Source organism: Streptomyces sp. S6 (assembly GCF_054880855.1).
Genome location: NZ_JBTYMC010000090.1, coordinates 1 through 23779, shown reverse-complemented (window position 1 = coordinate 23779; position 23779 = coordinate 1). Strand labels below are relative to the sequence as shown.

The window sequence follows — 23779 nt, the reverse complement described above, 5'->3', positions numbered from 1 at the left end:
CTGGTCGTTCCCCGTGGGCGGCTGACCATGCGTATCCCCGCCACCAGGCGGCTGGTCGTTGCCCGTCGGGGGCTGGCCGTTCGTGTCACCGCCACCGGGGGGCTGGTCGTTCCCCGTGGGCGGCTGACCATGCGTATCCCCGCCACCAGGCGGCTGGTCGTTGCCCGTCGGGGGCTGGCCGTTCGTGTCACCGCCACCGGGGGGCTGGTCGTTGCCCGTCGGCGGCTGACCGTGCGTGTCACCACCGGGCGGCTGCTCGCACGTCTCCCCGTTGGAGTCCGGCGTGCCGATCACGTCCCCGGGGTTGTCGCAGACTCCCCCGCCGTTGGTGTCCCCGCCGGGCGGCTGGTCGTTGCCGGTGGGCGGCTGGCCGTGCGTGTCACCACCAGGCGGCTGACCGTTCGTGTCGCCGGGCTGGTCCCCGTGCGTGTCACCGCCGGTGCCGTATCCCGAGTGCTCGCCGGAATCGTCATCCCCATAGGACCCGTACGACCCGTACGACCCGTGGGACGACCCGTACGACCCGTACGAGTCGTCGTCCTCGTCCTCCCCGTACGCCCCGTACCCCCCGTGCTTCCCCGCCGTCGCCGACTGATGCGCGCACGAGTTGCCGAAGGTCGGGTTGAAACCGGCGGCGGCGTCAGCGGTGTTGCCGCAGGCGTTGACCGGGACGTCGACGGGGACCTCGACGTTGTTGCCGGACAGGACGCCGGGCGAACCGGCCGAGGTGCCGGTGGTGTGCGAGTCGGCGAACGCCGGGCTGCCGCACAGGGACAGAATGCTCGTCGCGGCAGCCGCCGCGACCATTCCCCTGCTCAGGGTCTGTCGCAATCTCGTTGTCTTCCTGCTCGAACTGCCATGAATGCTGGACTCGGCGTGAACGGACGCTCGACGACTGCCACTGCTGGGCACAAGAGAGGGCGTTGGAGAGCCGAAGGCCGGCCTCGGAACGTTGGGCAGGTGTCCAAGGCCGGCCTTCGACCAAGCCGTTCAGCCTGGTGTGACGTGACGTCAGTCGTTGACGCAGGTGTTGCCGAACGCCGGGTTCAGGCCCGCGATCACGTTGACGGTGTTGCCGCAGACGTTGACCGGGACGTGGACCGGGATCTGGACGACGTTGCCGGACAGGACACCCGGCGAGCCGATGGCCGCACCCTCGGCACCCGCGTCCGCGAAGGCCGGAACCGCCCCGCCCAGCGCCAGTACCAGACCCGCGATGACGGCAGCGCTCTTCTTCATGTCTATCCCTTCTCCGTGGTCATGCCTCCCATGACCTACAGGCTGCAAACGAGAGATAGACAGCGAAAGAAACTGAGCAACATGGGCCGAACGGGAATTCACTCGAACGCATTCATATAATCAACAGTTTGGAGTGGTGAAACGCTTCCCCTCAAGGAAGTAAAGGAAATTGACGGCGCGTCACGGAAAAAACGCCCGGACGGCCCGCACGCAAGACGGACCACCCGGGCGTGACACACCCGCGGACGTCAGCCGTTGCCGACGCCGTTGCCCGAGAGGACCGGGATGTTGTTGGCGATGTGCGAGATCGGCTCGTCACCCTTGGCCTGCGTCGAGTTCTCGACACACTGCTGGTTCTGCGGCGCCGACAGGATCGGGATGTCCTGGACGGCGATCGGCACGACGCCGACGACGGAGCCCACGTTGGCCTTGAGCGGCACACCGGCGCAGAGCTTGTTGACGGAACCCTGGACCAGCGTGGCCTGGGGGCTCATGTCGCCCTTGGTCACCGAGTTGCCGAACGCCGACTGCGCCTTGTTGCCGCTGGCCGAGTTGGTGCCGTTGCCGTCCCCGATGGCAAGCGCCTGGGGGGCCACCGCCGCGCTCGCGCCGACGACGGACGCGGCTACCGCCGCCACGGCCATTGCCTTCTTCAGCATTTCGCTCTCTTCTCTTTCCCGATCCCGGCGGTAGAGCCGGGACCATGTGCCTGCCACCGACACAACAGCGGGCACGGGATTTGGTTGCGGCGCTTCACCCGATCGGTTTTCCGACACGCCGGTCTTGGGCCGTACGGGTGAATGGGGGAAACCGTCGGGCCCCTTCGCCGGTTGTTCAGCGCACTCCGGTGGACGGGGTTTCTCCAGAAGGGACTTATTCAAGTGATCAAGAAGGTACTCGCCGCTGCCGCTGTCGCCGCGTCGGTCGTCGGCGCGGGCGCCGGCCCGGCCCTCGCCATCGGCAACGACAACGGCACCAACTCCGCGAGCGGCAACGGCGCCTCCCAGGCGTTCGGCAACTCGGCGACCTACGGCAACATGAGCCCGCAGATGGCGCTCATCCAGGGTTCGCTGAACAAGCCCTGCATCGGTCTGCCGGCCAAGGTCAACGCCGGTTCGATCGTCGGCCTCGTGCCGATCGCGGTCCAGGACATCAACGTCCTGTCCTCCCCGCAGAACCAGCAGTGTGTCGAGAACTCGACGCAGGCCAAGGGTGACGAGCCGCTGTCGCACATCCTCGACAACATCCCGGTCCTCTCGGGCAACGGCGCGGCCAACCACTGAGCCGTCGAACGGGTTCACTTCGCTGAGCCCAGGGGCTGATTTCCGCCCCGCCGCAGCGGGCCGCCGGTCTTCCGGCGGCCCGTTCCGTTTACCTTGCGCGGCGTGACGAGCGAAAGATCGGATAAACAGCACAGAAACCTTTCGGCGAGGGCGAGAGCGAGACGCCTCTGCCTCCCCGCCGCCGTCCTCACCACCGCCGCCGCCCTCCTGACCGGCGCCGCGCTCCCCGCCGCGCACGCCGCGCCCCGACGCCCCCTGAACATCCTGCTGCTGGGCACGGACGAGCGGGACACCATCACGACGGCCGAGAAGCGCCGGTTCCACGCGGGCGGCGAGCCCTGCGGCTGCTCGGACTCGATGATGCTGGTGCACCTCTCGGCCCGCCGGGACCGGATCAGCGTCGTCGGCCTGCCGAGGGACTCCCTCGCGACGGTCCCGGCGTACCGGGACTACGCGGGGCGCACCCGGCGGGCGCACCAGGCCAAGCTCAACGCGGCCTATCAGGAGGGCGGTCCGGAGCTGGCGGTGAAGACCGTGTCGGCGATGACCGGCGTCAAGGTCGACAAGTACCTCCAGGTGGACTTCCGGCGGTTCATGGACACCGTCGACCGGGTCGGCGGCGTCGAGGTGTGCACGCCCCGGCGGCTGAAGGACTCCGCGACGAAGCTGGACCTGCGCCCCGGCAAGTACCGGCTGAGCGGTGGGCCGGCGTTGCAGTACGTGCGCTCCCGGCACTTCGACAACAGCGCCGACCTCGGCCGCATCCAGCGTCAACAGCGGTTCCTGGTGCAGGCGTTGCGTGGACTGTCGGCGCGGAAGCTGCTCGCCGATCCGGTGCGGACGGTCAACTGGGTCCGTACGCTGCTCGGTTCGGGTCCGCAGGGGTTCGGGGTGATCGAACTCGTGCGGCTCGCGGGCGAGTTGCGCAAGGTGCCGGTGTCGTCGACGGAGTTCACGACCGTGCCGATCGCCGGTTTCAACCCTGTGCGCAGGGACGTCGGTTCGACGCTCGCGTGGGACCGGGGGAAGGCGCGGGCGGTGTTCGGGAAGCTCGCCAAGGACCAGCCGCTGCTGGTCGCGCGGGCGAACCCGCGCCCGAAGGACCCGCCGAGCCTGCTGGGGGCGCCGGTGCCGGTGCGCGGGAGCGCGTACGCCTGTAGGTGAGCGGGGTGCGCGCTGGGCCGAACGGGGCAACTTGCGCAACCTCGGGCAGGGGTGGGCCGTTCTCGGTCATGCAGCTCCTCCCCCGGAGTCCGCTTTTTCGAAGGGAACAAGAACCATGAAGAAGCTGTGGGCAACCGCCGCTGTAGCCGCTTCCGTCGCCGGTATCGCCGCCGGTGCCGCGCCTCAGGCGCTGGCCATCGGTGACGGCAACGGGACCAACTCGGCCAGCGGCAACGGCGCCTCGCAGGAGTTCGGCAACTCCGCCACCTTCGGCGACATGAGCCCGCAGCTCTCGCTGGTCCAGGGTTCGCTGAACAAGCCCTGTGTCGGTCTGCCGGCGAAGATCAACGCCGGTTCGATCGTCGGCCTCGTGCCGATCGCCGTCCAGGACATCAACGTCCTGTCGGCGCCGCAGAACCAGCAGTGTGTCGAGAACTCCACCCAGGCCAAGGGTGACGAGCCGCTGTCGCACATCCTCAGCAACATCCCGGTCCTCTCGGGCAACGGCGCGGCCAACGGCTGAGCCGTACCGCTCCGCCGGACGGCGGGTCACCGGTTCGCCGGTGACCCGCCGTCCGTCATGTCCGGCCGCTGGACGGCTGGTTGACGGCTGCTTGACGGCTACTTGCGGTAGATCGCCTCGATGTGTTCGGCGTAGGCGCGGGTGACGACGTCCCGCTTGACCTTCAGGGACGGCGTCAGCATGCCGTTCGCCTCGGTGAACTCGCCTTCCACCAGGGTGAATTCGCGGATGGACTCGGCGCGGGAGACGGCCTGGTTGGCGTAGTCGACGGCGCGCTGGACGGTTTCGCGGAGGCTGGGATCGGCGGCGAGTTCGGCGAACGGGGTGCCGGCTGGGAGCCCTCGGACGGCGAGCCAGTGGGCGATCGCGTCCGGGTCGAGGGTGACGAGGGCGGCGATGAAGGCGCGGTTGTCGCCGACGACGAGGCACTGGCCGACGGGGGCGCGGCTGCGCAGGCGGTCCTCCAGGACCGCCGGGGAGACGTTCTTGCCGCCGGAGGTGACGAGGAGGTCCTTCTTGCGGCCGGTGATGGTGAGATAGCCGTCGTCGTCGAGGGCGCCGAGGTCGCCGGTCTCGAACCAGCCGTCGTCGAGGACCTGTCGGGTGGCCTCGGGGTTGTTCCAGTAGGCCCGGAAGACGGCGCCGCCCTTGATGAGGACCTCGCCGTCGTCGGCGATGCGGATCGCGGTGCCGGGGACCGGGCGGCCGACCGTGCCGGGGCGGGGTTCCAGGGGCGGGATCATGGTCGCGGCGGCCGTCGTCTCGGTCAGGCCGTAGCCCTCGTAGACGATGATGCCGGCGGCCTGGAAGAAGAGGTTGAGGGTGCGGTCGAGCGGACTGCCGCCGCTGATCGCGTAGTTGAGCCGGCCGCCGAGTTCGCTCCGGATCCGGCGGTAGACGAGGACGTCGTACAGGGCCCAGGCGGCGTACAGCTTGAGTCCCGGGCCTTTCGCGCTCGGGTTCAGGAACTTGGCGAGGTACGCCTCCGCGAAGCGGACGCCGATGCGTTCGGCGCGGTCGAAGGAGGCGCCTCGGCCGATCTTCTCGGCGGTGGCTCGGCCGGTGTCGTGGATGCGCTCGAAGAGGTAGGGGACGCCGACGATGAAGGTGGGCCTGAACTCCTTGAGGGCGGGCCGGAGTTCGTCGGGTTTGACGCTCGGGAAGTGGCCGACCTCGATGCGGCCGGTGAGGCAGGCGATCTGGAGGACGCGGCCCATGATGTGGGCGAGCGGGAGGAAGAGGAGGGTGGAGGCGGTGCGGCCGGTGACGGCCTTGAAGACGGGGTGGAGGAGTTCGAGGACATTGCCCGCCTCCTCGTGGAGGTTGGTGTGGGTGAGGACGCAGCCCTTGGGGCGACCCGTAGTACCTGAGGTGTAGCAGATGGTCGCGGTGGCATCGGGGGTGAGTTCCCGGCGGCGTTTGACGACCTCGTCGTCCGCGAGGTCCTTGCCGAGGTTCCGCAGGTCGGCGAGGGCGCCCGCGTCCAGTTCCCAGAGTTTCGGTTCGCGGGCGGCGGTGGCCTCGACGACGGTGGCGGTGTTCGCGGGGTTCTCTGTGATGACGTGCCGGGCGCCGGAGTCGCGGACGATCCACTCGACCTGCTCGGCGGAGGAGGTCGCGTAGATCGGGACGGTGACCCCGCCCGCCGCCCAGATCGCGAAGTCGAGGACCGTCCACTCGTACCGGGTCCTCGACATCACCGCGACCCGGGCACCCGGCTCCACGCCGGCCGCGATCAGGCCCTTCGCGACGGCGGTGACCTCGGCGGCGAACTCGGCGGCCGTGATGGGGCGCCACGTCCCGTCGGGGCCACGGCGCTTGAGGATCACGTCGGTCGGCGCTTCGGCGGCGTTCTTGTACGGCAGGTCGGCGACGCTGCCCGTCGTCAGGGGGGCGGTGAGGGAGGGGACGCGGGCCTCGCGGACCGTGCCGTTCTCGTCCCGGACCAGGTCCAGGGCGATGCGGGCCGCGAGGTCGGTGCGCCCCTTGGCTCTCCTGAGGTCCCTGCGTACGCCCATGACCGTTCCCCTGACTTCAACTGGCTGGAAGTGAGGGCAACTTACTCGCGCGTAGCCTTCCAGGGCCAGGGGTCGGGCCTGTGCGGGAGGGTTACGAGACCACTTTTACGAGACCACGTCCTTGCGCGCGAACCCCCGGAAGGCGAGGGCGAACAGGATCACCGCATAGGTCACCGAGACGGACGCCCCCTGTGCCATGCCCGCCCACTCGGGGGTCGGCTGCACGGCGTCGGCCCAGGCGTACTGCCAGTGCGCCGGCAGGAAGTCGCGCCAGTCCTTGAGGGCGGTGACGGCGTCCAGGACGTTCCCCACGATCGTCAGGCCGACCGCGCCGCCGACCGCGCCGAGCGGGGCGTCGGTCCGGGTGGAGAGCCAGAACGCGAGCCCGGCGGTGACGAGTTGGGAGACGAAGATGTAGCCGACGACGATCAGCAGCCGCTGCGCCGCCGTCCCCGGCGCGAGCGCGCCGCCCGTCGGGAGCTCCAGCGGGCCCCAGCCGTAGGCGGCCGTGCCGACCGCGAGGGCGACGACCGGGAGCAGGATCATCGCGGCGAGGCTGAGGCCCAGGCCGACGATCAGCTTGGACCACAGGAGCCTGGCCCTCGGGACCGGCGCCGCGAGGAGGTAGCGCAGGGAGGACCAGCCGGCCTCCGAGGCGACCGTGTCCCCGCAGAACAGGGCGACCGGGATGACCAGCAGGAACCCGGCGGACACGAAGAGGTTCACGGCGGCGAAGTTGGCGCCCGACGCCGTCGCCGTGTCCATCAGGGAGACCCGGCCGGTGCCGCCTCGGTCGTCCGGGGTCCCGCCGATCATGAACGCGATCCACAGGACGAACGGCAGCGCGGCGAGGATGCCGCCCATGATCAGTGTGCGGCGGCGCTTGAACTGGCGGGCGAGTTCGACCCGCAGGGGCAGGGTGTTCGACGCCCGGTAGCCGGAGGCCGTTTCGGTGAGCGTGCTCATGCGGAACCTCCGATCAGGGTGAGGAAGGCGTCCTCCAGGCGGCGGTGCGGGCCGACGGACTCGACCGGGACGTCCAGCCGGATCAGCTCGGTGATCAGGCTCCGGGCGGTGCCGCCCTGGGCGAGGCGGATCAGGATGCCGTCGTCCGTGGCGACCGCCGAGGCGATGCCGGGCAGGGCCGCGATCTTCTCGACGATCGGCTCGTCGACCGGGGTGGCCGTGCCGACCAGGAGGGTGTCTCCGGAGCCGATGATCTCGGCGACCGGGCCCGCCTGGACGAGTTGGCCTCGGTCCATGACCACGAGATGCGTGCAGGACTGCTCGACCTCGGACAGGAGGTGGCTGGAGACGATGACGGTGCGGCCCTGCGCGGCGTAGCGGATCATCACCTCGCGCATCTCGCGGATCTGCGGCGGGTCGAGGCCGTTGGTCGGTTCGTCGAGGATCAGGAGGTCCGGCAGGCCGAGCATGGCCTGGGCGATCGCGAGGCGCTGGCGCATGCCCTGCGAGTAGGTGCGCACCGCGCGGGCGAGGGCGTCGCCGAGGCCGGCGATCTCCAGGGCCTCGTCCATGTGCGCGTCCTCGGCGGGGCGGCCGGTCGCCTGCCAGTACAGCTCCAGGTTCTCGCGGCCGGAGAGGTGCGGGAGGAAGCCCGCGCCCTCGACGAACGCGCCGACCCGGGAGAGGACGGGGGCGCCGGGGCGGATCGCGTGCCCGAAGACGCGGATCTCGCCGCCGTCGGGCTTGATGAGGCCCATCAGCATGCGCAGGGTCGTCGTCTTGCCCGCGCCGTTGGGGCCGAGGAGGCCGAGGACCTGGCCCTTTTCGACTGTGAAGCCGAGGTCGCGGACGCTGTAGCGGTCGCCGCCCTTGTACTTCTTGGTGAGGCCGGTGATCTGGAGGGGGACGTCGTTCAGTTCCGGGTCGGGGGCCGGGGTCGCGGTGCGGCGGCGGGCCGTCAGCAGGAGGGCCGCCGCGATGCCGAGGCCCGCCAGCGGGAGCCACCAGACCCACGCGGGGAAGGTGGAGGCGGTGGTCTTCACGTCCGGCGCGGTCGGGACCTTGAGAGGGCTGGTCAGCGCGACGGTGTACGACGCCGCTGCCGCCGGGGAGGCGTACCCGAGGTCCGTGGAGGCGAGGACCAGGCGGAGGCTGTGGCCCTTCTGGACCTTGTGGTCGATCGCCGGGAGGGTCAGGGTGACGTCCTTGCCGTCCTTCGCGCCGGTCACGCGGATCGGGGTGACCAGCTGGGAGGGGAGGAACTGGCTGCGGCCGTCCGGGCCGACGTCGTACACCTTCGCGAAGAGGACGGCGTCGTCGGACGTCGAGGTGATGTGGACCGTCGCCGTCGGGGAGCCGGTGATGCGGAGGTCGTCCGTCGTCGGTTTCGAGGTGAACGCGGCGAACTGGCCGGGGAAGTCGAGGGAGAGGCCGACACCGAGGGAGGAGAGCTGGGCGAGGCCGCCTCGGCCGGCGCCGAGGCCGGGGAGGGCGGAGATCGCGGGCGGGCTGGCGCCGGGCGGGTTGGCGAACGTCTGCTGGGGGCCCGCGAGTTGGATGGTGCGGGTGTCGTTTTCGAGGCCCGGGTACGTGGCCGCGCTCGCGCCCTTCAGTTGGGCCGCGCCGTCCGTGGAGTCGACGCCTCCGGTGCGGGTGACGCGGAACGCGGGGCCCGTGTCGGCGGACTTGTCGTCCTTGAGGTAGCGGTCGAACCAGGCCGTGACGCGTGACTGCACGCGGGCCGGCTCCATGTTGCCGCCGTCGTGGCCGCCGGCGAGCCAGTCGACGTCCACGGGGGCGCCGTTCGCCTTGATCGCCTTCGCCGCGGCGTCGGACTGGGCGAGGGTGAAGAGGGAGTCGGTCTGGCCCTGGAGGAGGAGGGTGGGGACCTTGATGCGGTTGCCGACGGCCGAGGGGGAGCGGGCTTCGAGGAGTTTCTTCGCCTGGGCGTCCGGGACGCCGGATTCCGCGACACGGTCGTACATCGCGCACAGCGCGGGCTCGAACTTCGCGCAGCCGCCCGCCGTGTTGAAGAAGACGCCGGTCCAGAGTTTCTTGAAGACACCGTTCGGGAAGAGGGCGTCCGCCAGGTTCCAGTACGTGATGGACGGGGCGATCGCGTCGACCCGGCTGTCGTGACCGGCGGCGAGCAGGGAGATCGCCCCGCCGTAGGAGCCGCCGGCCACGCCCACGCGCGGGTCGCCCGCCTTGTCGAGCTGGACCTGCGGCTGTTTCGCGAGCCAGTCGATCAGCTTCGAGACATCCGCGACCTCGGCGTTCGGGTCGTTCAGGCCGATCTTGCCGGTGGACTTGCCGAAGCCGCGCGCGGACCAGGTGAGGACGGCGTACCCGTCTTTCGCGAGGTCTTCCGCCTGGTTCTTGAGGTCGTCCTTGCTGCCGCCGAAGCCGTGCGCGAGGAGGACTGCGGGGCGTTTCTTCGTGCTGTCGGTCGTGAAGTACGACGTGTCCAGCTTGACGCCGTTGATGTCCATGACACGGTCCGCTTCACGCACCGCGGGCTTGCCGTCCGACGCCACGGCCGTCCACGTGCCCGCGCCCGCGAGGACGGCGACGGCGGCTGCTCCGGCCAGGAGGCGCCTCGGGGAGGGGGGCCACCAGCTCATGTGCGGCCCCTCGGCGGGGTCTGTCCGGGCAGTCGATCATCCATACGTCAACGGTACGGGGTGAGTCTGACAAAGAGCTGTCGACCGGAGAGCGAGCACGGGCCCCTCCTCAAGGCGTACAGGCGAACGGGCCGTACTGCGAGCGCGGTACGTGTCAACCCGCCACCGGGCGGGGGCTGGTCGTCAGGCCCGGCATGACGAGGGTGCGCCAGCGGGTGCGGACGGCCTCCGGCCGGTCGGTGGGGGCGGTGGAGAACAGCAGGTAGATGTCCTGGACGGTGACGTCGGGGTGGATGTCCCCGGCGGTCTGGCCGGCCTCGATCAGCGCGGTGACGGCGGCGCTCGCGCGGTCCTCGTCGACGCGGTCGCCGGGTTCGGCGCCGAGGGTCTGGGCCGCCGCCTTGACGACGCGGTCGACGACGGACGCCTCGATCACGCGGTCCAGGAATCCGGTGAGTTCGTCCAGCGCGCGGGCGCCGGCGGTGACGCGGGCCAGGGCGGCGTCCGCGTCGTCGGCGACGTGGGTGATGTGTGCGGCGACGACCGCCGCGACCAGGTCCGTCTTGGTGGGGAAGTGGCGGTAGAGGGTGCCGACGGCGACGCCTGCGGCGGCGGCGATCTCGTCCATGCCGATGTCCGGGCCGTGGGTGGTGATCTGTTCGCCGGCCGCGGTGAGGATTTTTTTGCGGTTGCGGACGGCGTCGGCGCGGGGGGCTCGGGGCCGGGGGGTGGGCTGGGGCATGGGGTTCGCGGCCTCTCACTTGTCCGGGTGTGCTCTTCGGCTCACCGGGTTGCATAAAGATGAACCAGGGTTCAGGATAGATACTGAACCAGGGTTCAGCTTACTTGCCGGGCCCGTGACGGACATCAAGGACTCCGCCATGACCACCAAGACCGCCCTCGTCACCGGCGCGTCCTCCGGCATCGGCGAGGCCACCGCCCTCAAACTGCACGCCCTCGGCTACACCGTCTACGGCGCCGCCCGCCGCACCGACCGCCTGGAGCGGCTCGCCACGCAGGGGGTCCGACCGCTGAAGATGGACGTCACCGACGACGCGTCCATGCGGGCCGGCGTGGACCTGATCATCGCGGAGACGGGGCGCGTCGACGTCCTCGTCAACAATGCGGGGTACGGGTCGTACGGGGCGATCGAGGACGTCCCCCTCGACGAGGCCCGCTACCAGTTCGAGGTGAACGTCTTCAGGGCGCTGCGGCTGACCCAGCTCGTCCTGCCGCACATGCGCGCGCGGCGCTCCGGGACGGTCGTCAACATCACGTCCATGGGCGGGAAGGTCCATACGCCGCTGGGCGGCTGGTATCACGGCACGAAGTTCGCCCTGGAGGCGCTCAGCGACTGCCTCCGCCTGGAGGCCAAGCCGTTCGGGATCGACGTCGTCGTCATCGAGCCCGGCGGGATCGCGACGGAGTGGGGTGGCATCGCGGCGGCCAAGCTGGAGGAGACGTCCACGGGCGGGGCGTACGGTGCGCAGGCCGCCGCCGTGGCGTCCTCGCTGCGGTCCGAGGCCAACGCGAAGCGGAATTCGCCGCCGAGTGTCATTGCCGAGGCGGTCGCCAAGGCGGTGAGTTCGGGGCGGCCCAGGACTCGGTATGCGACGGGGTTCGGTGCGCGGCCGTTCATCGCCTTGCGGCGGGTGCTGTCGGACCGGGCGTTCGACTCGGTGATTTCTCGGGCGGTGGGGTTGCCTCGCTGAACGGGGGTACGTCGGTCATCTGCGGCTTCGACCTCGGCGGCCCAGCGCTGCGAACCCGACACTCGCCATATAGATATCTGTATAGTCGCAGGTGTGGGTCATCCGTGGCAGATCGAGATCGAACCCGAGGTACGTCAGTGGCTGGCACTCCTTTCGGACCAGCAGTACGACAAGGCCGAGCGCGCCGCCGACATGCTCGCCGCTCAGCCGACGACCCTCGGCGAGCCGTATTCACGTCATCTCGGCGGCAAACTCCGCGAGTTGCGTTTCACCGTGGACGGGAATGCGGTTCGCATCACCTACTGGCTCGCCCCCGAGCAGCGGATTGTCCTGCTGACGGTGTTCCGCAAGACCCGGCAGCGTGAGGACGCCGAGGTCGAGCGGGCTCAGCAGGCGCAGAAAGTGTGCGAGGCGGAGCATGGTCGCGCCGAGCACAGGTATGACCGAGCGGAGGAGGAGAAGTCGTGAACCACTCCCAGTGGAGGACACGCCGGACCCGGAAGCTTTTGGGAGAACGGGTCGAGGAGTCGGCCGCTTACGTGGAGGCCGGGTACGCGTTTGCCCTGGGGCAGGCCGTTTACGACCGGCGCACGGAACTTGGGTTGTCGCAGAGTGAGTTGGCTCGGCGGGCGGGGATGAGTCAGCCGCAGATCTCGAACATCGAGGGGGGTGATTCCGTGCCGACCCTGCCGTTGCTCACGCGTCTGGCCAAGGCGTTGGAAGCGTCGCTGAGTATCGATCTGGACGGTGACGCTTCGGCGTTCGTGTTCACCCCGCGTGAGGGGGAGGGGGCGGGAGGGCGGTCGTCAGTGGCTTGAGGGGTGGGTGGCGGTGAGGAAGGTTTGCCAGGCGTGGGGGGTGAAGGTGAGGGGGGTGGTGTGGGGGGTTTTGCTGTCGCGGACGGGGATGAGATGGGGGATGTTGTGGGCGACCTCGACGCAGTTGTCCGACCCGTCCTGGCCGCCGCTGTAGGTGGACTTGCACCACTGGGCGCCGGTCAGGTCCGGGGTGACTCGCATCGATCGACCTCTCAGAGGGTGGATGTGTCCTTGGTGGACTCGATGAAGGCTTGCCAGGCGCGAGGCGCGAAGGCCAGGGAGGCGGTGTGGGGAGTCTTGCTGTCGCGCACAGGGATGAGGTGGGGAATGTTGTCGGCCACCTCGACGCAGTTGTCACCCGCTTCGCCACCGGTATAGGTGGACTTGCGCCACTGAGCGCCGGTCAGGTCCGGGGTGACTCGCATCGGTCGAACCTCTCAGGGGGCGGAGGTGCTCTTGGCGGACTCGATGAAGGCTTGCCACGCGGGAGGTGCGAAAGCCAGGGAGGCGGCGTGGGGAGTCTTGCTGTCGCGCACAGGGATCAAGTCTGCGATGTTGTCGGCAACCTCGACGCAGGCGTCTCCCTCTTGGCCTCCGCTATAGGTGGACTTGCGCCACTGAACGGCGGTCAAGTCTGGGGTGACTCGCATCGGTCGAACCTTTCAATTGCCGCTTCGATCAACGTCGCAGACGCCTTCGGCGAGAGTGCGCATGCCTTCATGTGATCGTACTCGCGGATGCGGCTGGCGACCGTTGCGCGGTCATCGAACGCCTCCCCGATACCGCCGCCTTCGTGGTAGACGGTGGTCAAGCCGTCGGACGCTGTCAGCAGGATGAGGGTTCCGTTCATGCATACGTACTCGCCCGCGTCGAAAGGGACGACCTGGATCGTCGTGCGCCCTGTGTTCACCAGGGGCCGGAGTACCGCGAGTTGGTCACGCATGACCGACGGGCCACCCACCGGACGGCGCAGGACAGCCTCGTCCAGGATGACCCAGTAGTCAGGCGGGTTGTCTCCACGAAGCACTTCCTGCCGACTCAGGCGCTTCGCGACCAGGTTCTCGATCTTCTCGGGCGTCGCCTCCAGGTTGTTGCAGCCGAACAGCGCCCGCATGTACGCCTCCGTCTGAAGCAAGCCCGGTACCAGGTTCGAGCTGAACTCCTGGATCCGGACCGCCTTCGCCTCCAGCTCCAGGCAGTGGTCGAACCTCTTCTGGGGCTGCTCCTTAAGGATCGTTTCGTAGATGCCCTGAAACAGCACCCCCGTGCCGAACGCGACGTCGAACTTCGCCGAGATCGGCGGCAGCGGCATGCGAGTTCCGATCTCGACGCCGTACACATGAGGCTTGCTGTAGTTGACGACGTCCGCCAACCCTTGGAAGGACAGGCCCGCCGCAGTGCGTTGGCGGTGAAGTTCCCGCGAGTACAACTCCCTTGCCGTGCAAGGAACTTCGACACCGCTCGCGTCGATGGTCATATCGCCAGGCTCCTTCGCCCTCGTTTCTGTGGCGGCCGGAAACGGTCTCCCACTGTCGAGGGTAACGACGCACCGCAACCATGGAGGCACAAACGGTTAAACCCCCCATTTCCGGAGGCACCCCCATGGACCCCAAACTCCGCCTGCTCCCCTGGACCAACGACTACGGCGGCCCCTGCTACCTCGCCCCCGACCCCAGCGGCATGGGACGCGTCACCCTGCTCGCCGACGCCGTGGAGGCCAGGCAGATGGACACCGCCGTCGAAGTGCTGGAGCACGCGACGGAGGTGCTCGGTGACCCCAACTCGGCGCCCGGGGAAGTGTTGTTCACGGGGAAGAGGCTGTCGGAGTGTCTGCGGGATGCCGTGAGGGTGGCGGAGTCGCGGGGGCGGCGGTTGGGGATTGATGACTACTTCGAGGATGACGACGAGGACGAGTAGGTGAGCGACACGACAACGCCCCGCCCACCCCCAACTCGGGGGCGGCGGGGCGTTGTTCAGTTGCCGCTCAGTGGTTGCGCGGGAAACCCAGGTCCACGCCCGAGGGGCCCTCGGAGGGGTCCGGCCAGCGCGTTGTGACGACCTTGCCGCGCGTGTAGAAGTGCGTGCCGTCGTTGCCGTAGATGTGGTGGTCGCCGAACAACGAGTCCTTCCAGCCACCGAAGCTGTGGTAGCCCACCGGGACGGGGATCGGGACGTTGACGCCCACCATCCCTGCCTCGACCTCCAGTTGGAAGCGGCGGGCGGCGCCACCGTCGCGGGTGAAGATGGCGGTGCCGTTGCCGAAGGGGGACGCGTTGATCAGGGCGATGCCCTCGTCGTACGTGTCGACGCGCAGGACCGTCAGGACGGGGCCGAAGATCTCGTCCTGGTACGCCTTGGCCGTCGTCGGGACCTTGTCGAGGAGGGAGATGCCGATCCAGTGGCCGTCCTCGAAGCCGTCGACCGTGAAGTCGCTGCCGTCCAGGACGACTTCGCAGCCTTCGGCCGCCGCGCCCGTCACGTAGGACGCGACCTTGTCGCGGTGGGCGGCGGTGATCAGGGGGCCCATTTCCGACGTCGGGTCGTTGCCGGGGCCGATCTTGATCTTCTCGGCGCGCTCGCGGATCTTCTCGACGAGTTCGTCGCCGATCGAACCGACCGCGACAACAGCGGAGATGGCCATGCAGCGCTCGCCGGCGGAACCGTAGGCGGCGCTGACGGCCGCGTCCGCTGCCGCGTCCAAGTCCGCGTCCGGCAGAACCAGCATGTGGTTCTTCGCGCCGCCAAGTGCCTGGACCCGCTTGCCGTTTGCCGACGCCGTGGTGTGGATGTAGCGCGCGATCGGGGTCGAGCCGACGAACGAGACGGCCTTGACGTCCGGGTGCTCCAACAGGCGGTCCACCGCCACCTTGTCGCCGTGGACGACGTTGAAGACGCCGTCGGGGAGACCGGCCTCGGCGAGGAGTTCAGCCAGCTTGAGGGACGCCGACGGGTCCTTCTCGGACGGCTTCAGGACGAACGTGTTGCCGGTCGCGATGGCGAGGGGGAACATCCACATCGGCACCATGGCCGGGAAGTTGAACGGCGTGATGCCCGCGACGACGCCGAGCGGCTGGCGGATCGAGGCGACGTCGACGCGGCTCGCGACCTGCGTCGACAGCTCGCCCTTCAGCTGGACGTTGATCCCGCAGGCGAGGTCGACGATCTCCAGGCCACGGGCGACCTCGCCGAGCGCGTCGGAGTGGACCTTGCCGTGCTCGGCGGTGATCAGCTCGGCGATGGCGTCGCGGTTGGCGTCGAGCAGCGCGCGGAACTTGAAGAGGATCTCGGTGCGCTTGGCCAGCGAGGACTGGCCCCAGGACACGAAGGCGTCCTTGGCGGCGGCGACGGCCGCGTCGACCTCGTCGACCGTCGCGAACGCGACCTTCGTGGTGACCGCGCCGGTCGCCGGGTCCGTGACAGGACCGAACGTGCCCGACGCGCCTTCGACGGTCTTGCCGCCGATCCAGTGGTTGACGATCTTCGTCATGCCCAGGTGCTCCTTTGTGGTTCCGGCGGCTTCTAGAGGTGGCGGCGACGGTCGGCGACGTGCCGTTCGTACTGCTCGCGGGCCTTGACGGCGGACGGCCTTGTCGCGGTCTCGGCCACGGGAACATCCCACCAGGCTTGCGCCGGGGGCGCTCCCGACACTGTGTCTGCCGTTTCGGTCTCGACGTAGACACAAGTGGGGGTGTCGGCGGCACGCGCCTCGGCGAGGGCCTCGCGCAGGTCCCCTACGGTCTTTGCCCGTAGTACCCGCATACCGAGGCTCTCGACGTTGGCCGCCAGGTCTACGGGTAGGGGGGCGCCGGAGAACGTGCCGTCGGGGGCGCGGAAACGGTAGGCCGTTCCGTAGCGCTCCGCGCCGGTCTCCTCCGACAGGCCGCCGATGGACGCGTACCCGTGGTTCTGGATCAGGAGCATCTTGAAGGCGACGTTCTCCTGGACGGCCGTCACGATCTCCGTCGGCATCATCAGGTACGTGCCGTCGCCGACCAGCGCCCAGACGTTCCGCTCGGGGGACGCCATCTTGACGCCGATCGCGGCCGGGATCTCGTACCCCATGCAGGAGTACCCGTACTCCAGGTGGTAGCCGTCCCGGGAGCGGGCCCGCCACAGCTTGTGCAGGTCACCGGGGAGGGAGCCGGCCGCGTTGATGACGATGTCCGACTCGTCGCAGAGGGCGTCCAGTACCCCTAGTACCTGGGTCTGGGTGGGCCGTACATCCTGCTCGGTCGCCTCGTACGCGGCGTCGACGCGGTGCTCCCAGCGCTCCTTGTCCTCGGTGTACTCCGCGATGTACGCCGCCTCCAAGCGATGCCCGCCCAACTCGGCGGCCAGCGCGATCAGCGCGCTGCGGGCGTCCGCGACCAGCGGGAGGCCGGCCAGCTTGTGGGCGTCGTACCCGGCGATGTTGAGGTTGAGGAAGCGGGTGTCCGCGCTGAAGAGGGTGTTGGAGGCGGTCGTGAAGTCGGTGTAGCGGGTGCCGACGCCGATGACCAGGTCCGCGGTGCGGGCGAGTTCGTCGGCGGTGGCGGTGCCGGTGTGGCCGACAGCCCCTACGTCCTGAGGGTGGTCGTACGGGAGGGAGCCCTTGCCGGCCTGGGTGGAGGCGACGGGGATACCCGTAGTACTCGCGAGGGAGGCGAGGGCGTCCTCCGCGCGGCTGTGGTGGACGCCGCCGCCCGCGACGATCAGGGGGCGCCGGGCCGACCGGATCGCCTCGGCCGCCGCCGCCAGCTCGACGGGGTCGGCGCCGGGTCGGCGTACCGTCCAGACGCGGTCGGCGAAGAACTCCTCCGGCCAGTCGTACGCCTCGGCCTGCACGTCCTGGGGCAGCGCGAGGGTCACCGCGCCCGTCTGGACCGGGTCCGTGAGGACGCGCATCGCCTGGAGGGCGGCCGGGATCAGGGCTTCGGGGCGGGTGACGCGGTCGAAGTAGCGCGAGACGGGGCGCAGCGCGTCGTTCACCGACACGTCGCCCGCGTACGGGACTTCGAGCTGCTGGAGGACCGGGTCGGCGACGCGGGTCGCGAAGATGTCACCCGGGAGGAGTAGTACCGGGAGGTGATTGATGGTCGCGAGGGCCGCGCCGGTCACCAGGTTCGTGGCGCCGGGGCCGATCGACGTCGTCACCGCGTGGGTGGAGAGCCGGTTCGACTGGCGGGCGTAGCCGACGGCCGCGTGGACCATCGACTGTTCGTTGCGGCCCTGGAGGTAGGGCATCGCGTCGGCGTGCTCCACGAGCGCCTGGCCGAGGCCGGCCACGTTGCCGTGGCCGAAGATTCCCCAGGTGGCGCTGATGAGGCGCTGCCGCTGTCCGTCGCGCTCGGTGTACTGGGCGGCCAGGAAGCGGACCAGGGCCTGGGCCACTGTCAGCCTGATGGTCATCGGTAACCCTCCGTGTGGTCCGGGTGGAAGCAAATGCGCCATTCGCGGGTGGCGCCGGGGCCGGCCATGACGTTCAGGTAGTACATGTCGTGGCCGGGCTGCGCGATCGACGGGCCGTGCCAGCCGTCGGGGACGAGGACGGCGTCGCCCGAGCGGACCTCGGCGAGGACGTCCGCGCCGCCCTCGCGGGAGGGGGACACGCGCTGGTAGCCGAAGCCGCCCTCGCCGTCGATCTCGAAGTAGTAGATCTCCTCCAACTCGGCTTCCTCGCCCGGCCGGTGCTCGTCGTGCTTGTGCGGCGGGTACGACGACCAGTTGCCGCCCGGGGTGACGACCTCGACGGCGATCAGCCTGTCGCAGTCGAAGGCGTCGGCCGAGGCGAAGTTGCGGACGTGGCGCAGCCGGTTCTCGCTGCCCCTGTCCTCGACGGGGACCTCCGGTGCGGGGCCGTAGCGGGCGGGGAGTCGTCGCTCGCACTTCGCTCCTGCCAGGGCGAAGCGGCCTCCCGCACCGGAGGCGATCGTGGCCTGAGCCTCTCGGGGAACGTACGCGAAGTCGGTGACCCCCGCGAAAACGCTTTCCCTGCCCAGGAGTTGGAATGTTTCACCGTCTGTTCGCACGGTACAGCCGCCTTCGAGGGGGAGGACGATCCACTCGCTCTCCCCCGCGTCGAAGGTGTGGGAGCCGCCGGCCCCCAACTCGACGATACGCAGGGCGCTGTAGCCCCAGCCCGCGCTCTTCGGGTCGATGTCGAGCGCGTAATCGCCTTGTGCGGCGGCGCCCTTGGGTACGTGGAGTTCGACGTTGCTCATGCGGCCCTCACAGCAGTCCTACGGCGGTGTCCACGGCGGTGGCGACGTCGCTGTCCGCCGGATACAGCAGCGAGCGGCCGACCACCAGGCCCCGGACGGTGGGGAGTTGGAGCGCGCCGCGCCATTTTTCGTACGCGCCGTCCTGGTCGCCGCCGACCTCGCCGCCGAGCAGCACGGCGGGCAGCGTCGACGTCTGCATGACCTCGGCCATGTCGTCGGGGTTCTCGGTGACGGGGAGCTTCAGCCAGGTGTAGGCCGAAGTGCCGCCCAGGCCTGAGGCGATGGCGATCGAGCGGGTGACGGCCTCGGCGGAGAGGTCGTTGACGACCTTGCCCTCGGGGGTCCGGCGGCTGATGAACGGTTCGACGAACAGGGGGAGTCGACGGGCCGCCATGTCGTCGATCGCGCGGGCCGTGGTCTCCAGGGTGGTGAGGGAGCCCGGGTCGTCGTAGTCGATGCGGACGAGCAGTTTCCCCGCGTCGAAGTTCAGCCGTTCGAGGTCTTCGGCACGGTGGCCGGTGAAGCGGTCGTCCATCTCGAAGACGGAGCCCTGGAGGCCGCCGCGGTTCATCGAGCCCATGACGACCTTGCCGTCGAGGGCGCCGAGCAGCAGCAGGTCGTCGAGGATGTCGGCGGTCGCGAGGACGCCGTCCACGCCGGGGCGGCTGAGCGCGAGGCAGAGGCGTTCGAGGAGTTCGGCGCGGTTGGCCATGGCGAGCTTGTCGCCGCCGACGCCGAGGGCGCCGCGTGCGGGGTGGTCGGCCGCGACGATCATCAGGCGGCCGGTGTCGCCCACGAGGGGGCGGCGCGTGCGGTTCGCCGCCGCCTCCGCGACCGCCTCGGGGCGCTCGGCGCGCAGGCGGACGATCTCGCCGACGTTCACGGCGACAGGGCTCATCGGTCGGCTCCAGAAAGGGTTTCGGTGGCCGCGCCCGCCGCGCCCGAGATCTCCGGCGTGACCTCTCCGGCCGCAACCGCCGCCTCGATCTCGGCAGTTGTCGGCATCGCCGAGCTGCACTCCAGGCGGGAGGCGACGATCGCGCCGGCCGCGTTGGCGTGGCGCATGATCTTCTCCAGGTCCCAGCCTTCGAGGAGGCCGTGGCAGAGGGAGCCGCCGAAGGCGTCGCCGGCGCCGAGGCCGTTGAGGACGTGCACCGGCAGCGGCGGCACCTCGGCCTCCTCGCCCTTGGCGTTGACCGCGAGGACGCCCTTGGGTCCCTGCTTGACGACGGCGAGTTCGACACCCGCGTCCAGCAACGCCCGTGCGGCGGCCCGGGGTTCGCGGACGCCGGTCGCGACCTCGACCTCGTCGAGGTTGCCGACGGCGACGGTCGTGTGCTTCAACGCCTCGGTGTAGAAGGGGCGGGCGACCTCGGGGTCGGACCAGAACATGGGGCGCCAGTCGAGGTCGAAGACCGTGGTGCCGGACTTCGCGCGGTGGGCGAGGGCGGCGAGGGTCGCCGTGCGGCTGGGCTCCTCGCTGAGTCCGGTGCCGGTCACCCAGAACAGGCGGGCTTCCTGAAGGGCCGTCAAGTCCAGTTCGTGGGCGTCGATTTCGAGGTCGGGGGCCTTCGGGCGGCGGTAGAAGTAGAGCGGGAAGTCGTCCGGCGGGAAGACCTCGCAGAAGGTGACCGGGGTGGGGAGGCCGGCGACCGGGGTGACCCAGCGGTCGTCGACGCCGAAGCGGCGCAGTTCCTCGTGGAGGTAGGTGCCGAAGGGGTCGTCGCCGGTGCGGGTGATGACGGCGGTGCTGCGGCCGAGGCGGGCCGCCGCGACCGCGACGTTGGTCGCCGAGCCGCCGAGGAACTTCCCGAAAGAGGTGACCTGCGGAAGCGGGACGCCCGTCTGGAGCGGGTAGAGGTCCACCCCGATCCGTCCCATGGTGATCAGGTCGTACGCCATCGGGTTCCCTTCACGTCGCGGACTCGCCTCAGGGTTTTCTAGCCCCGTCTCTCCAACGCTGTCAATACTTTGTCCAGACATTCGGACCAGCCCTTGACACCTCCCGGGGGAGACAGCACGCTGGCGCCCATGACGACGTTGTCCTCATCTCCCTCACTCTCCCGCATCCGGATCGGTTCGGCCCCCGACAGCTGGGGCGTCTGGTTCCCGGACGACCCCGCCCAGGTGCCCTGGCAGCGGTTCCTCGACGAGGTCTCCGCGTCCGGGTACGAGTGGATCGAGCTGGGCCCCTACGGGTACCTCCCGACGGACCCCGCAGTCCTCACGAAGGAGGTCGCCGAGCGGGGCCTCAAGGTGTCCGCCGGCACGGTCTTCACGGGGCTGCACCACGGTGAGTCCGTCTGGGAGAAGACCTGGGCGCACGTCGCCGACAACGCCGTCCTCGCGCAGGCCATGGGCGCGAAGCACCTCGTCGTCATCCCGTCCTTCTGGCGCGACGACAAGACCGGTGAGGTCCTGGAGCCGGACACGCTCACGCCGGAGCAGTGGCGGAATCTGAACACCCTCACCGAGCGGCTGGGCGAGCGGGTGCGGGACGAGTACGGGCTCCAGATCGTCGTCCACCCGCACGCGGACACCCACATCGACAGCGAGGAGAACGTCGTCCGGTTCCTGGACGGCACCGACTCGTCGCTGGTGTCGCTGTGCCTCGACACCGGGCACTACGCGTACTGCGGCGGGGACAGCGTCAAGCTGATCGAGACGTACGGGGAGCGGATCGGGTACCTGCACCTCAAGCAGGTCGACCCCGAGATCCTGGCCGACGTCCGCGCGAAGGGGACGCCGTTCGGGCCGGCCGTCGCGCAGGGGGTCATGTGCGAGCCGCCTTCCGGCGTGCCCGCGCTGGGTCCGGTGCTGGAGGCGGCCGGGCGGCTGGACGTCGACCTGTTCGCGATCGTCGAGCAGGACATGTACCCGTGCGAGCCGGACAAGCCGCTGCCGATCGCCCAGCGGACCCGGGCGTTCCTGAGGTCCTGCGGGGCCTGAGCGCCCTTTGTTCTCCGTGTCCGAAACGCACTCCCCATGGGCGTGCGTTTCGGGCATTTTTTGTCAGGTGTGTCACAAACACCACCTTTGTGTCACGCATGTCGCGTGTACGCGGGCTTTCGGTCACACGTGATCAACCGGCGCTTCCCTCCGGTCGGCCGGTGTCGTTCAGCAGCACATGACAGACCGTCAGCTCTGGTCCTACAGGGACATCGCCGCCCACATCCGCGTCCAGCCCGACACCGTCCGCTCCTACCGCAAACACGGCCTCCTGCCGCCGCCGGACCACGTCGAAGGAGGCAAGCCGTACTGGTACGCCGACACGGTCCGGGCGTGGGCCGCGTCGAGACCCCGGAGCCAGACGCGCCGGGAGGAGTGAGCCGCCGTCCGGGAAAACCACCTGTGCCCCGCCTTCGGGTGGGGCACAGTCGCGTCCATGGACTTCTCCGCGAAACCCGTTCTCACCGGCCCTCTGACCGTCCTGCGCCCGTTCACCGAGGACGATGCCGAGAGGATGGCCGCCCTCATGGAGGACCCCGAGGTCATCCGGTTCACCGGGGCCTCGCCGAATCCCCTCTCCCCCGAGTTCCTGCGGTCCTGGTACGGGTCGCGCAGCGCGCAGGCCGACCGGCTCGATCTCGCCGTCACCGACCGGGTCGGTGGGGAACTGGTCGGGGAGGTCGTCCTCAACGAGTGGGATCCGCAGGCGCGCAGCTGTACGTTCCGGACGTGGATCGGGGCGCGCGGGCGGGGGCGGGGGCTCGGTACGGAGGCCGTCCGGCTGATCGTCGGGTACGGATTCGATCAGGTCGGACTGCATCGGATCGGGCTGGAGGCGTACGCGTTCAATTCTCGTGCCCTGAGGGTGTACGAGAAGGTCGGGTTCGTGCGGGAGGGGATACGCCGGGAGGTCGAGATGAAGGACGGGGAGTGGGTGGACGAGGTGGTCATGGGGGTGCTGGAGCAGGAGTGGGCCGTTCACCGGGGGTATCCGTCGGTCACCGAGGTCACCTCCACGGTTCGATGACCGTCACCCCCGAACCCGGCGCCGTCCCCATCGTCTCCAGGGCCTCCGGGACGGCGTCCAGGGTGATCGTCGACGTGACGAGCCTGTCCGGGCGCAGGACGCCCGTGCGGACCGCGTCCAGCATCTGGGGGTAGGTGTGGGCGGCCATGCCGTGGCTGCCGATGAGGGTCAGCTCCAGGGCGATCGCGCGGGCCATCGGGACGGGGGTCGTGCCGGTGTCGGAGGGGAGGAGGCCGATCTGGAGGTGGCGGCCTCTGCGGCGCAGGGAGTTGATCGACGCTGCGCAGGTCGTCGGGGAGCCGAGGGCGTCCAGGGAGAGGTGGGCGCCGCCGCCGGTCAGGTCACGGACGTGTGCCGCCGTGTCGTCCACCGTGCTCGCGTCGACGCACTCCGTCGCGCCGAACTCCTTCGCGAGGTGCAGCGCGCGGGGCGAGATGTCGACGGCCAGCACGCGCGCGCCTGTCGCCGCCGCGATCATGACGGCGGACAGGCCCACGCCGCCGCAGCCGTGCACGGCGACCCACTCCCCCGGGGCGGCGCGGCCCTGCTGCACCACCGCGCGGAACGCGGTCGCGAAGCGGCAGCCCAATGAGGCGGCCGTGGCGTACGAGAGGTCGTCCGGCAGCGCGACGAGGTTGACGTCGGCGTGGTCCAGGGCGACGTACTCGGCGAACGAACCCCAGTGGGTGAAGCCGGGTTGCGTCTGGCGTTCGCAGACCTGCTGGTCGCCGGCGTGGCAGGCGGGGCAGGTGCCGCAGGCGCAGACGAAGGGGACGGTGACGCGGTCGCCCTCGCGCCATCGCGTGACGTCCCGGCCGGTCGCCTCGACGACGCCGGCGAGTTCGTGGCCCGGGACGTGCGGGAGGGTGATGTCCGGGTCGTGCCCCTGCCAGCCGTGCCAGTCGCTCCGGCACAGGCCCGTGGACTCCACTCGGACGATCACTCCGTGCGGTTCGGGACGCGGGTCCGGCACGTCCCTGACCTCGGCCCGCTCGCCGTACCTCTCGAACACCACTGCCCGCATGCCGCGCTCCTTTCGGTGGGGTGATCATGCAGGAAGGGTGCGGTAGCCCGTGCGGGCCGTCCGGACTGCGGGGGTTTGCGCGCGCGCATAAAGTGCGACAAAAGCCGCTCTCTCCGTCCCCCTAGACGAGTCTTTCCAAATACGGTCAGTGGTCATAGGCGGTCAGTGAGCGGCTGACCGCCTGGCCGGTCTGGAAGTTGTGCCAGATCGCGGCGGCCAGGGCCAGCATGCG

At 69.8% G+C, this 23779-nt stretch carries 27 protein-coding genes; 10 read left to right on the top strand and 17 right to left on the bottom strand.

Annotation, left to right across the window (positions count from 1 at the left end; all coding sequences use genetic code 11):
* The 3 genes from ACVNF4_RS15400 to ACVNF4_RS15390 all read right to left on the bottom strand — a co-directional run.
* Positions 1–831, bottom strand: an 831-nt coding sequence (locus ACVNF4_RS15400) for a chaplin (protein ID WP_461803366.1), incomplete at its 3' end; no start/stop codon positions are given.
* A 180-nt stretch (positions 832–1011) separates the two neighbouring features.
* Positions 1012–1239 carry a chaplin gene (locus ACVNF4_RS15395; protein WP_109362607.1) on the bottom strand — a complete coding sequence of 76 codons (228 nt, stop codon included), beginning with the start codon at positions 1237–1239 and terminating at the stop codon, positions 1012–1014.
* 248 nt (positions 1240–1487) lie between these two features.
* The gene (locus ACVNF4_RS15390) at positions 1488–1898 is read right to left on the bottom strand and encodes a rodlin (protein ID WP_461803365.1); all 411 of its coding nucleotides are present in this window, start codon (positions 1896–1898) and stop codon (positions 1488–1490) included.
* 222 nt (positions 1899–2120) lie between these two features.
* On the opposite strand from ACVNF4_RS15390, the gene ACVNF4_RS15385 reads away from it, so the two are divergent.
* The 3 genes from ACVNF4_RS15385 (at position 2121) to ACVNF4_RS15375 (ending at position 4209) form a co-directional block, all read left to right on the top strand.
* Positions 2121–2522 carry a rodlin gene (locus tag ACVNF4_RS15385; protein ID WP_461803364.1) on the top strand — a complete coding sequence of 134 codons (402 nt, stop codon included), beginning with the start codon at positions 2121–2123 and terminating at the stop codon, positions 2520–2522.
* A 102-nt stretch (positions 2523–2624) separates the two neighbouring features.
* Positions 2625–3686 (top strand): LCP family protein, encoded by a 1062-nt coding sequence (locus tag ACVNF4_RS15380; RefSeq protein ID WP_461803363.1) that lies wholly within the window; start codon positions 2625–2627, stop codon positions 3684–3686.
* Positions 3687–3801: 115 nt separating this feature from the next.
* On the top strand, positions 3802–4209 hold the full coding sequence (locus ACVNF4_RS15375; protein ID WP_461803362.1) for a rodlin: 408 nt from the start codon (positions 3802–3804) through the stop codon (positions 4207–4209).
* A 98-nt stretch (positions 4210–4307) separates the two neighbouring features.
* Here the strand turns inward: ACVNF4_RS15375 and ACVNF4_RS15370 are convergent, their stop codons facing one another.
* The 4 genes from ACVNF4_RS15370 to ACVNF4_RS15355 form a co-directional block, all read right to left on the bottom strand.
* Positions 4308–6227, bottom strand: a complete 1920-nt coding sequence (locus tag ACVNF4_RS15370) for an AMP-dependent synthetase/ligase (RefSeq protein WP_461803361.1) — start codon at positions 6225–6227, stop codon at positions 4308–4310.
* Positions 6228–6332: 105 nt separating this feature from the next.
* Positions 6333–7193 (bottom strand): ABC transporter permease, encoded by an 861-nt coding sequence (locus ACVNF4_RS15365; RefSeq protein ID WP_461803360.1) that lies wholly within the window; start codon positions 7191–7193, stop codon positions 6333–6335.
* A complete protein-coding gene (locus ACVNF4_RS15360; RefSeq protein ID WP_461803359.1) occupies positions 7190–9817 on the bottom strand; it encodes a CocE/NonD family hydrolase in 2628 nt (875 codons plus the stop codon). The genes ACVNF4_RS15365 and ACVNF4_RS15360 overlap by 4 nt, the downstream gene beginning before the upstream one ends.
* Before the next feature lie 154 nt (positions 9818–9971).
* The gene (locus ACVNF4_RS15355) at positions 9972–10559 is read right to left on the bottom strand and encodes a TetR/AcrR family transcriptional regulator (RefSeq protein ID WP_461803358.1); all 588 of its coding nucleotides are present in this window, start codon (positions 10557–10559) and stop codon (positions 9972–9974) included.
* 139 nt (positions 10560–10698) lie between these two features.
* Here ACVNF4_RS15355 and ACVNF4_RS15350 point away from each other — a divergent pair, with 139 nt between their 5' ends.
* The 3 genes from ACVNF4_RS15350 to ACVNF4_RS15340 all read left to right on the top strand — a co-directional run bounded on the left by ACVNF4_RS15350 (position 10699) and on the right by ACVNF4_RS15340 (position 12347).
* Positions 10699–11529 carry an oxidoreductase gene (locus tag ACVNF4_RS15350; RefSeq protein ID WP_461803357.1) on the top strand — a complete coding sequence of 277 codons (831 nt, stop codon included), beginning with the start codon at positions 10699–10701 and terminating at the stop codon, positions 11527–11529.
* A gap of 93 nt (positions 11530–11622) precedes the next feature.
* On the top strand, positions 11623–11997 hold the full coding sequence (locus ACVNF4_RS15345) for a type II toxin-antitoxin system RelE/ParE family toxin (RefSeq protein WP_461803356.1): 375 nt from the start codon (positions 11623–11625) through the stop codon (positions 11995–11997).
* Complete coding sequence (locus ACVNF4_RS15340) at positions 11994–12347, top strand: helix-turn-helix domain-containing protein (protein WP_461803355.1); 354 nt, start codon at positions 11994–11996, stop codon at positions 12345–12347. The genes ACVNF4_RS15345 and ACVNF4_RS15340 overlap by 4 nt, the downstream gene beginning before the upstream one ends.
* On the opposite strand, the gene ACVNF4_RS15335 is transcribed toward ACVNF4_RS15340, so the two are convergent.
* The 4 genes from ACVNF4_RS15335 to ACVNF4_RS15320 are packed head-to-tail and all read right to left on the bottom strand — an operon-like array spanning position 12336 to position 13824.
* The gene (locus tag ACVNF4_RS15335; protein WP_461803354.1) at positions 12336–12548 is read right to left on the bottom strand and encodes a DUF397 domain-containing protein; all 213 of its coding nucleotides are present in this window, start codon (positions 12546–12548) and stop codon (positions 12336–12338) included. The genes ACVNF4_RS15340 and ACVNF4_RS15335 overlap by 12 nt on opposite strands.
* 11 nt (positions 12549–12559) lie before the next feature.
* Positions 12560–12772, bottom strand: coding sequence for a DUF397 domain-containing protein (locus ACVNF4_RS15330; protein WP_461803353.1), 213 nt, complete (start codon positions 12770–12772; stop codon positions 12560–12562).
* Positions 12773–12784: 12 nt separating this feature from the next.
* Positions 12785–12997: a DUF397 domain-containing protein gene (locus ACVNF4_RS15325; protein WP_461803352.1), complete on the bottom strand. Its 213-nt coding sequence runs from the start codon at positions 12995–12997 to the stop codon at positions 12785–12787.
* Positions 12976–13824, bottom strand: coding sequence for a DUF5753 domain-containing protein (locus ACVNF4_RS15320; RefSeq protein WP_461803351.1), 849 nt, complete (start codon positions 13822–13824; stop codon positions 12976–12978). The genes ACVNF4_RS15325 and ACVNF4_RS15320 overlap by 22 nt, the downstream gene beginning before the upstream one ends.
* Before the next feature lie 125 nt (positions 13825–13949).
* On the opposite strand from ACVNF4_RS15320, the gene ACVNF4_RS15315 reads away from it, so the two are divergent.
* On the top strand, positions 13950–14264 hold the full coding sequence (locus tag ACVNF4_RS15315; protein WP_461803350.1) for a hypothetical protein: 315 nt from the start codon (positions 13950–13952) through the stop codon (positions 14262–14264).
* A 67-nt stretch (positions 14265–14331) separates the two neighbouring features.
* Here the strand turns inward: ACVNF4_RS15315 and mmsA are convergent, their stop codons facing one another.
* From mmsA to iolC, 5 genes are read right to left on the bottom strand one after another with little or no spacing between them, the layout of a single operon-like run.
* Entirely contained in the window at positions 14332–15834 is a 1503-nt protein-coding gene (gene mmsA, locus ACVNF4_RS15310) for a CoA-acylating methylmalonate-semialdehyde dehydrogenase (RefSeq protein WP_461803349.1), read from the bottom strand.
* A 32-nt stretch (positions 15835–15866) separates the two neighbouring features.
* Positions 15867–17735, bottom strand: a complete 1869-nt coding sequence (gene iolD / locus ACVNF4_RS15305) for a 3D-(3,5/4)-trihydroxycyclohexane-1,2-dione acylhydrolase (decyclizing) (protein WP_461803348.1) — start codon at positions 17733–17735, stop codon at positions 15867–15869.
* A complete protein-coding gene (gene iolB, locus ACVNF4_RS15300; protein ID WP_461803347.1) occupies positions 17732–18547 on the bottom strand; it encodes a 5-deoxy-glucuronate isomerase in 816 nt (271 codons plus the stop codon). Before iolB ends, iolD begins: the two co-directional genes overlap by 4 nt.
* Before the next feature lie 7 nt (positions 18548–18554).
* Positions 18555–19445 carry a Cgl0159 family (beta/alpha)8-fold protein gene (locus tag ACVNF4_RS15295; protein ID WP_461803346.1) on the bottom strand — a complete coding sequence of 297 codons (891 nt, stop codon included), beginning with the start codon at positions 19443–19445 and terminating at the stop codon, positions 18555–18557.
* Positions 19442–20449 carry a 5-dehydro-2-deoxygluconokinase gene (gene iolC, locus ACVNF4_RS15290; RefSeq protein WP_461803345.1) on the bottom strand — a complete coding sequence of 336 codons (1008 nt, stop codon included), beginning with the start codon at positions 20447–20449 and terminating at the stop codon, positions 19442–19444. Before iolC ends, ACVNF4_RS15295 begins: the two co-directional genes overlap by 4 nt.
* Positions 20450–20578: 129 nt before the next feature.
* On the opposite strand from iolC, the gene ACVNF4_RS15285 reads away from it, so the two are divergent.
* The 3 genes from ACVNF4_RS15285 to ACVNF4_RS15275 all read left to right on the top strand — a co-directional run bounded on the left by ACVNF4_RS15285 (position 20579) and on the right by ACVNF4_RS15275 (position 22523).
* On the top strand, positions 20579–21496 hold the full coding sequence (locus ACVNF4_RS15285; RefSeq protein WP_461803344.1) for a sugar phosphate isomerase/epimerase family protein: 918 nt from the start codon (positions 20579–20581) through the stop codon (positions 21494–21496).
* 178 nt (positions 21497–21674) lie between these two features.
* On the top strand, positions 21675–21875 hold the full coding sequence (locus ACVNF4_RS15280) for a helix-turn-helix transcriptional regulator (RefSeq protein WP_461803343.1): 201 nt from the start codon (positions 21675–21677) through the stop codon (positions 21873–21875).
* Positions 21876–21932: 57 nt separating this feature from the next.
* Positions 21933–22523: a GNAT family N-acetyltransferase gene (locus tag ACVNF4_RS15275; RefSeq protein WP_461803342.1), complete on the top strand. Its 591-nt coding sequence runs from the start codon at positions 21933–21935 to the stop codon at positions 22521–22523.
* On the opposite strand, the gene ACVNF4_RS15270 is transcribed toward ACVNF4_RS15275, so the two are convergent.
* Positions 22504–23547 (bottom strand): zinc-dependent alcohol dehydrogenase family protein, encoded by a 1044-nt coding sequence (locus tag ACVNF4_RS15270; protein ID WP_461803341.1) that lies wholly within the window; start codon positions 23545–23547, stop codon positions 22504–22506. The genes ACVNF4_RS15275 and ACVNF4_RS15270 overlap by 20 nt on opposite strands.
* Between the last annotated feature and the right edge of the window lie 232 nt (positions 23548–23779).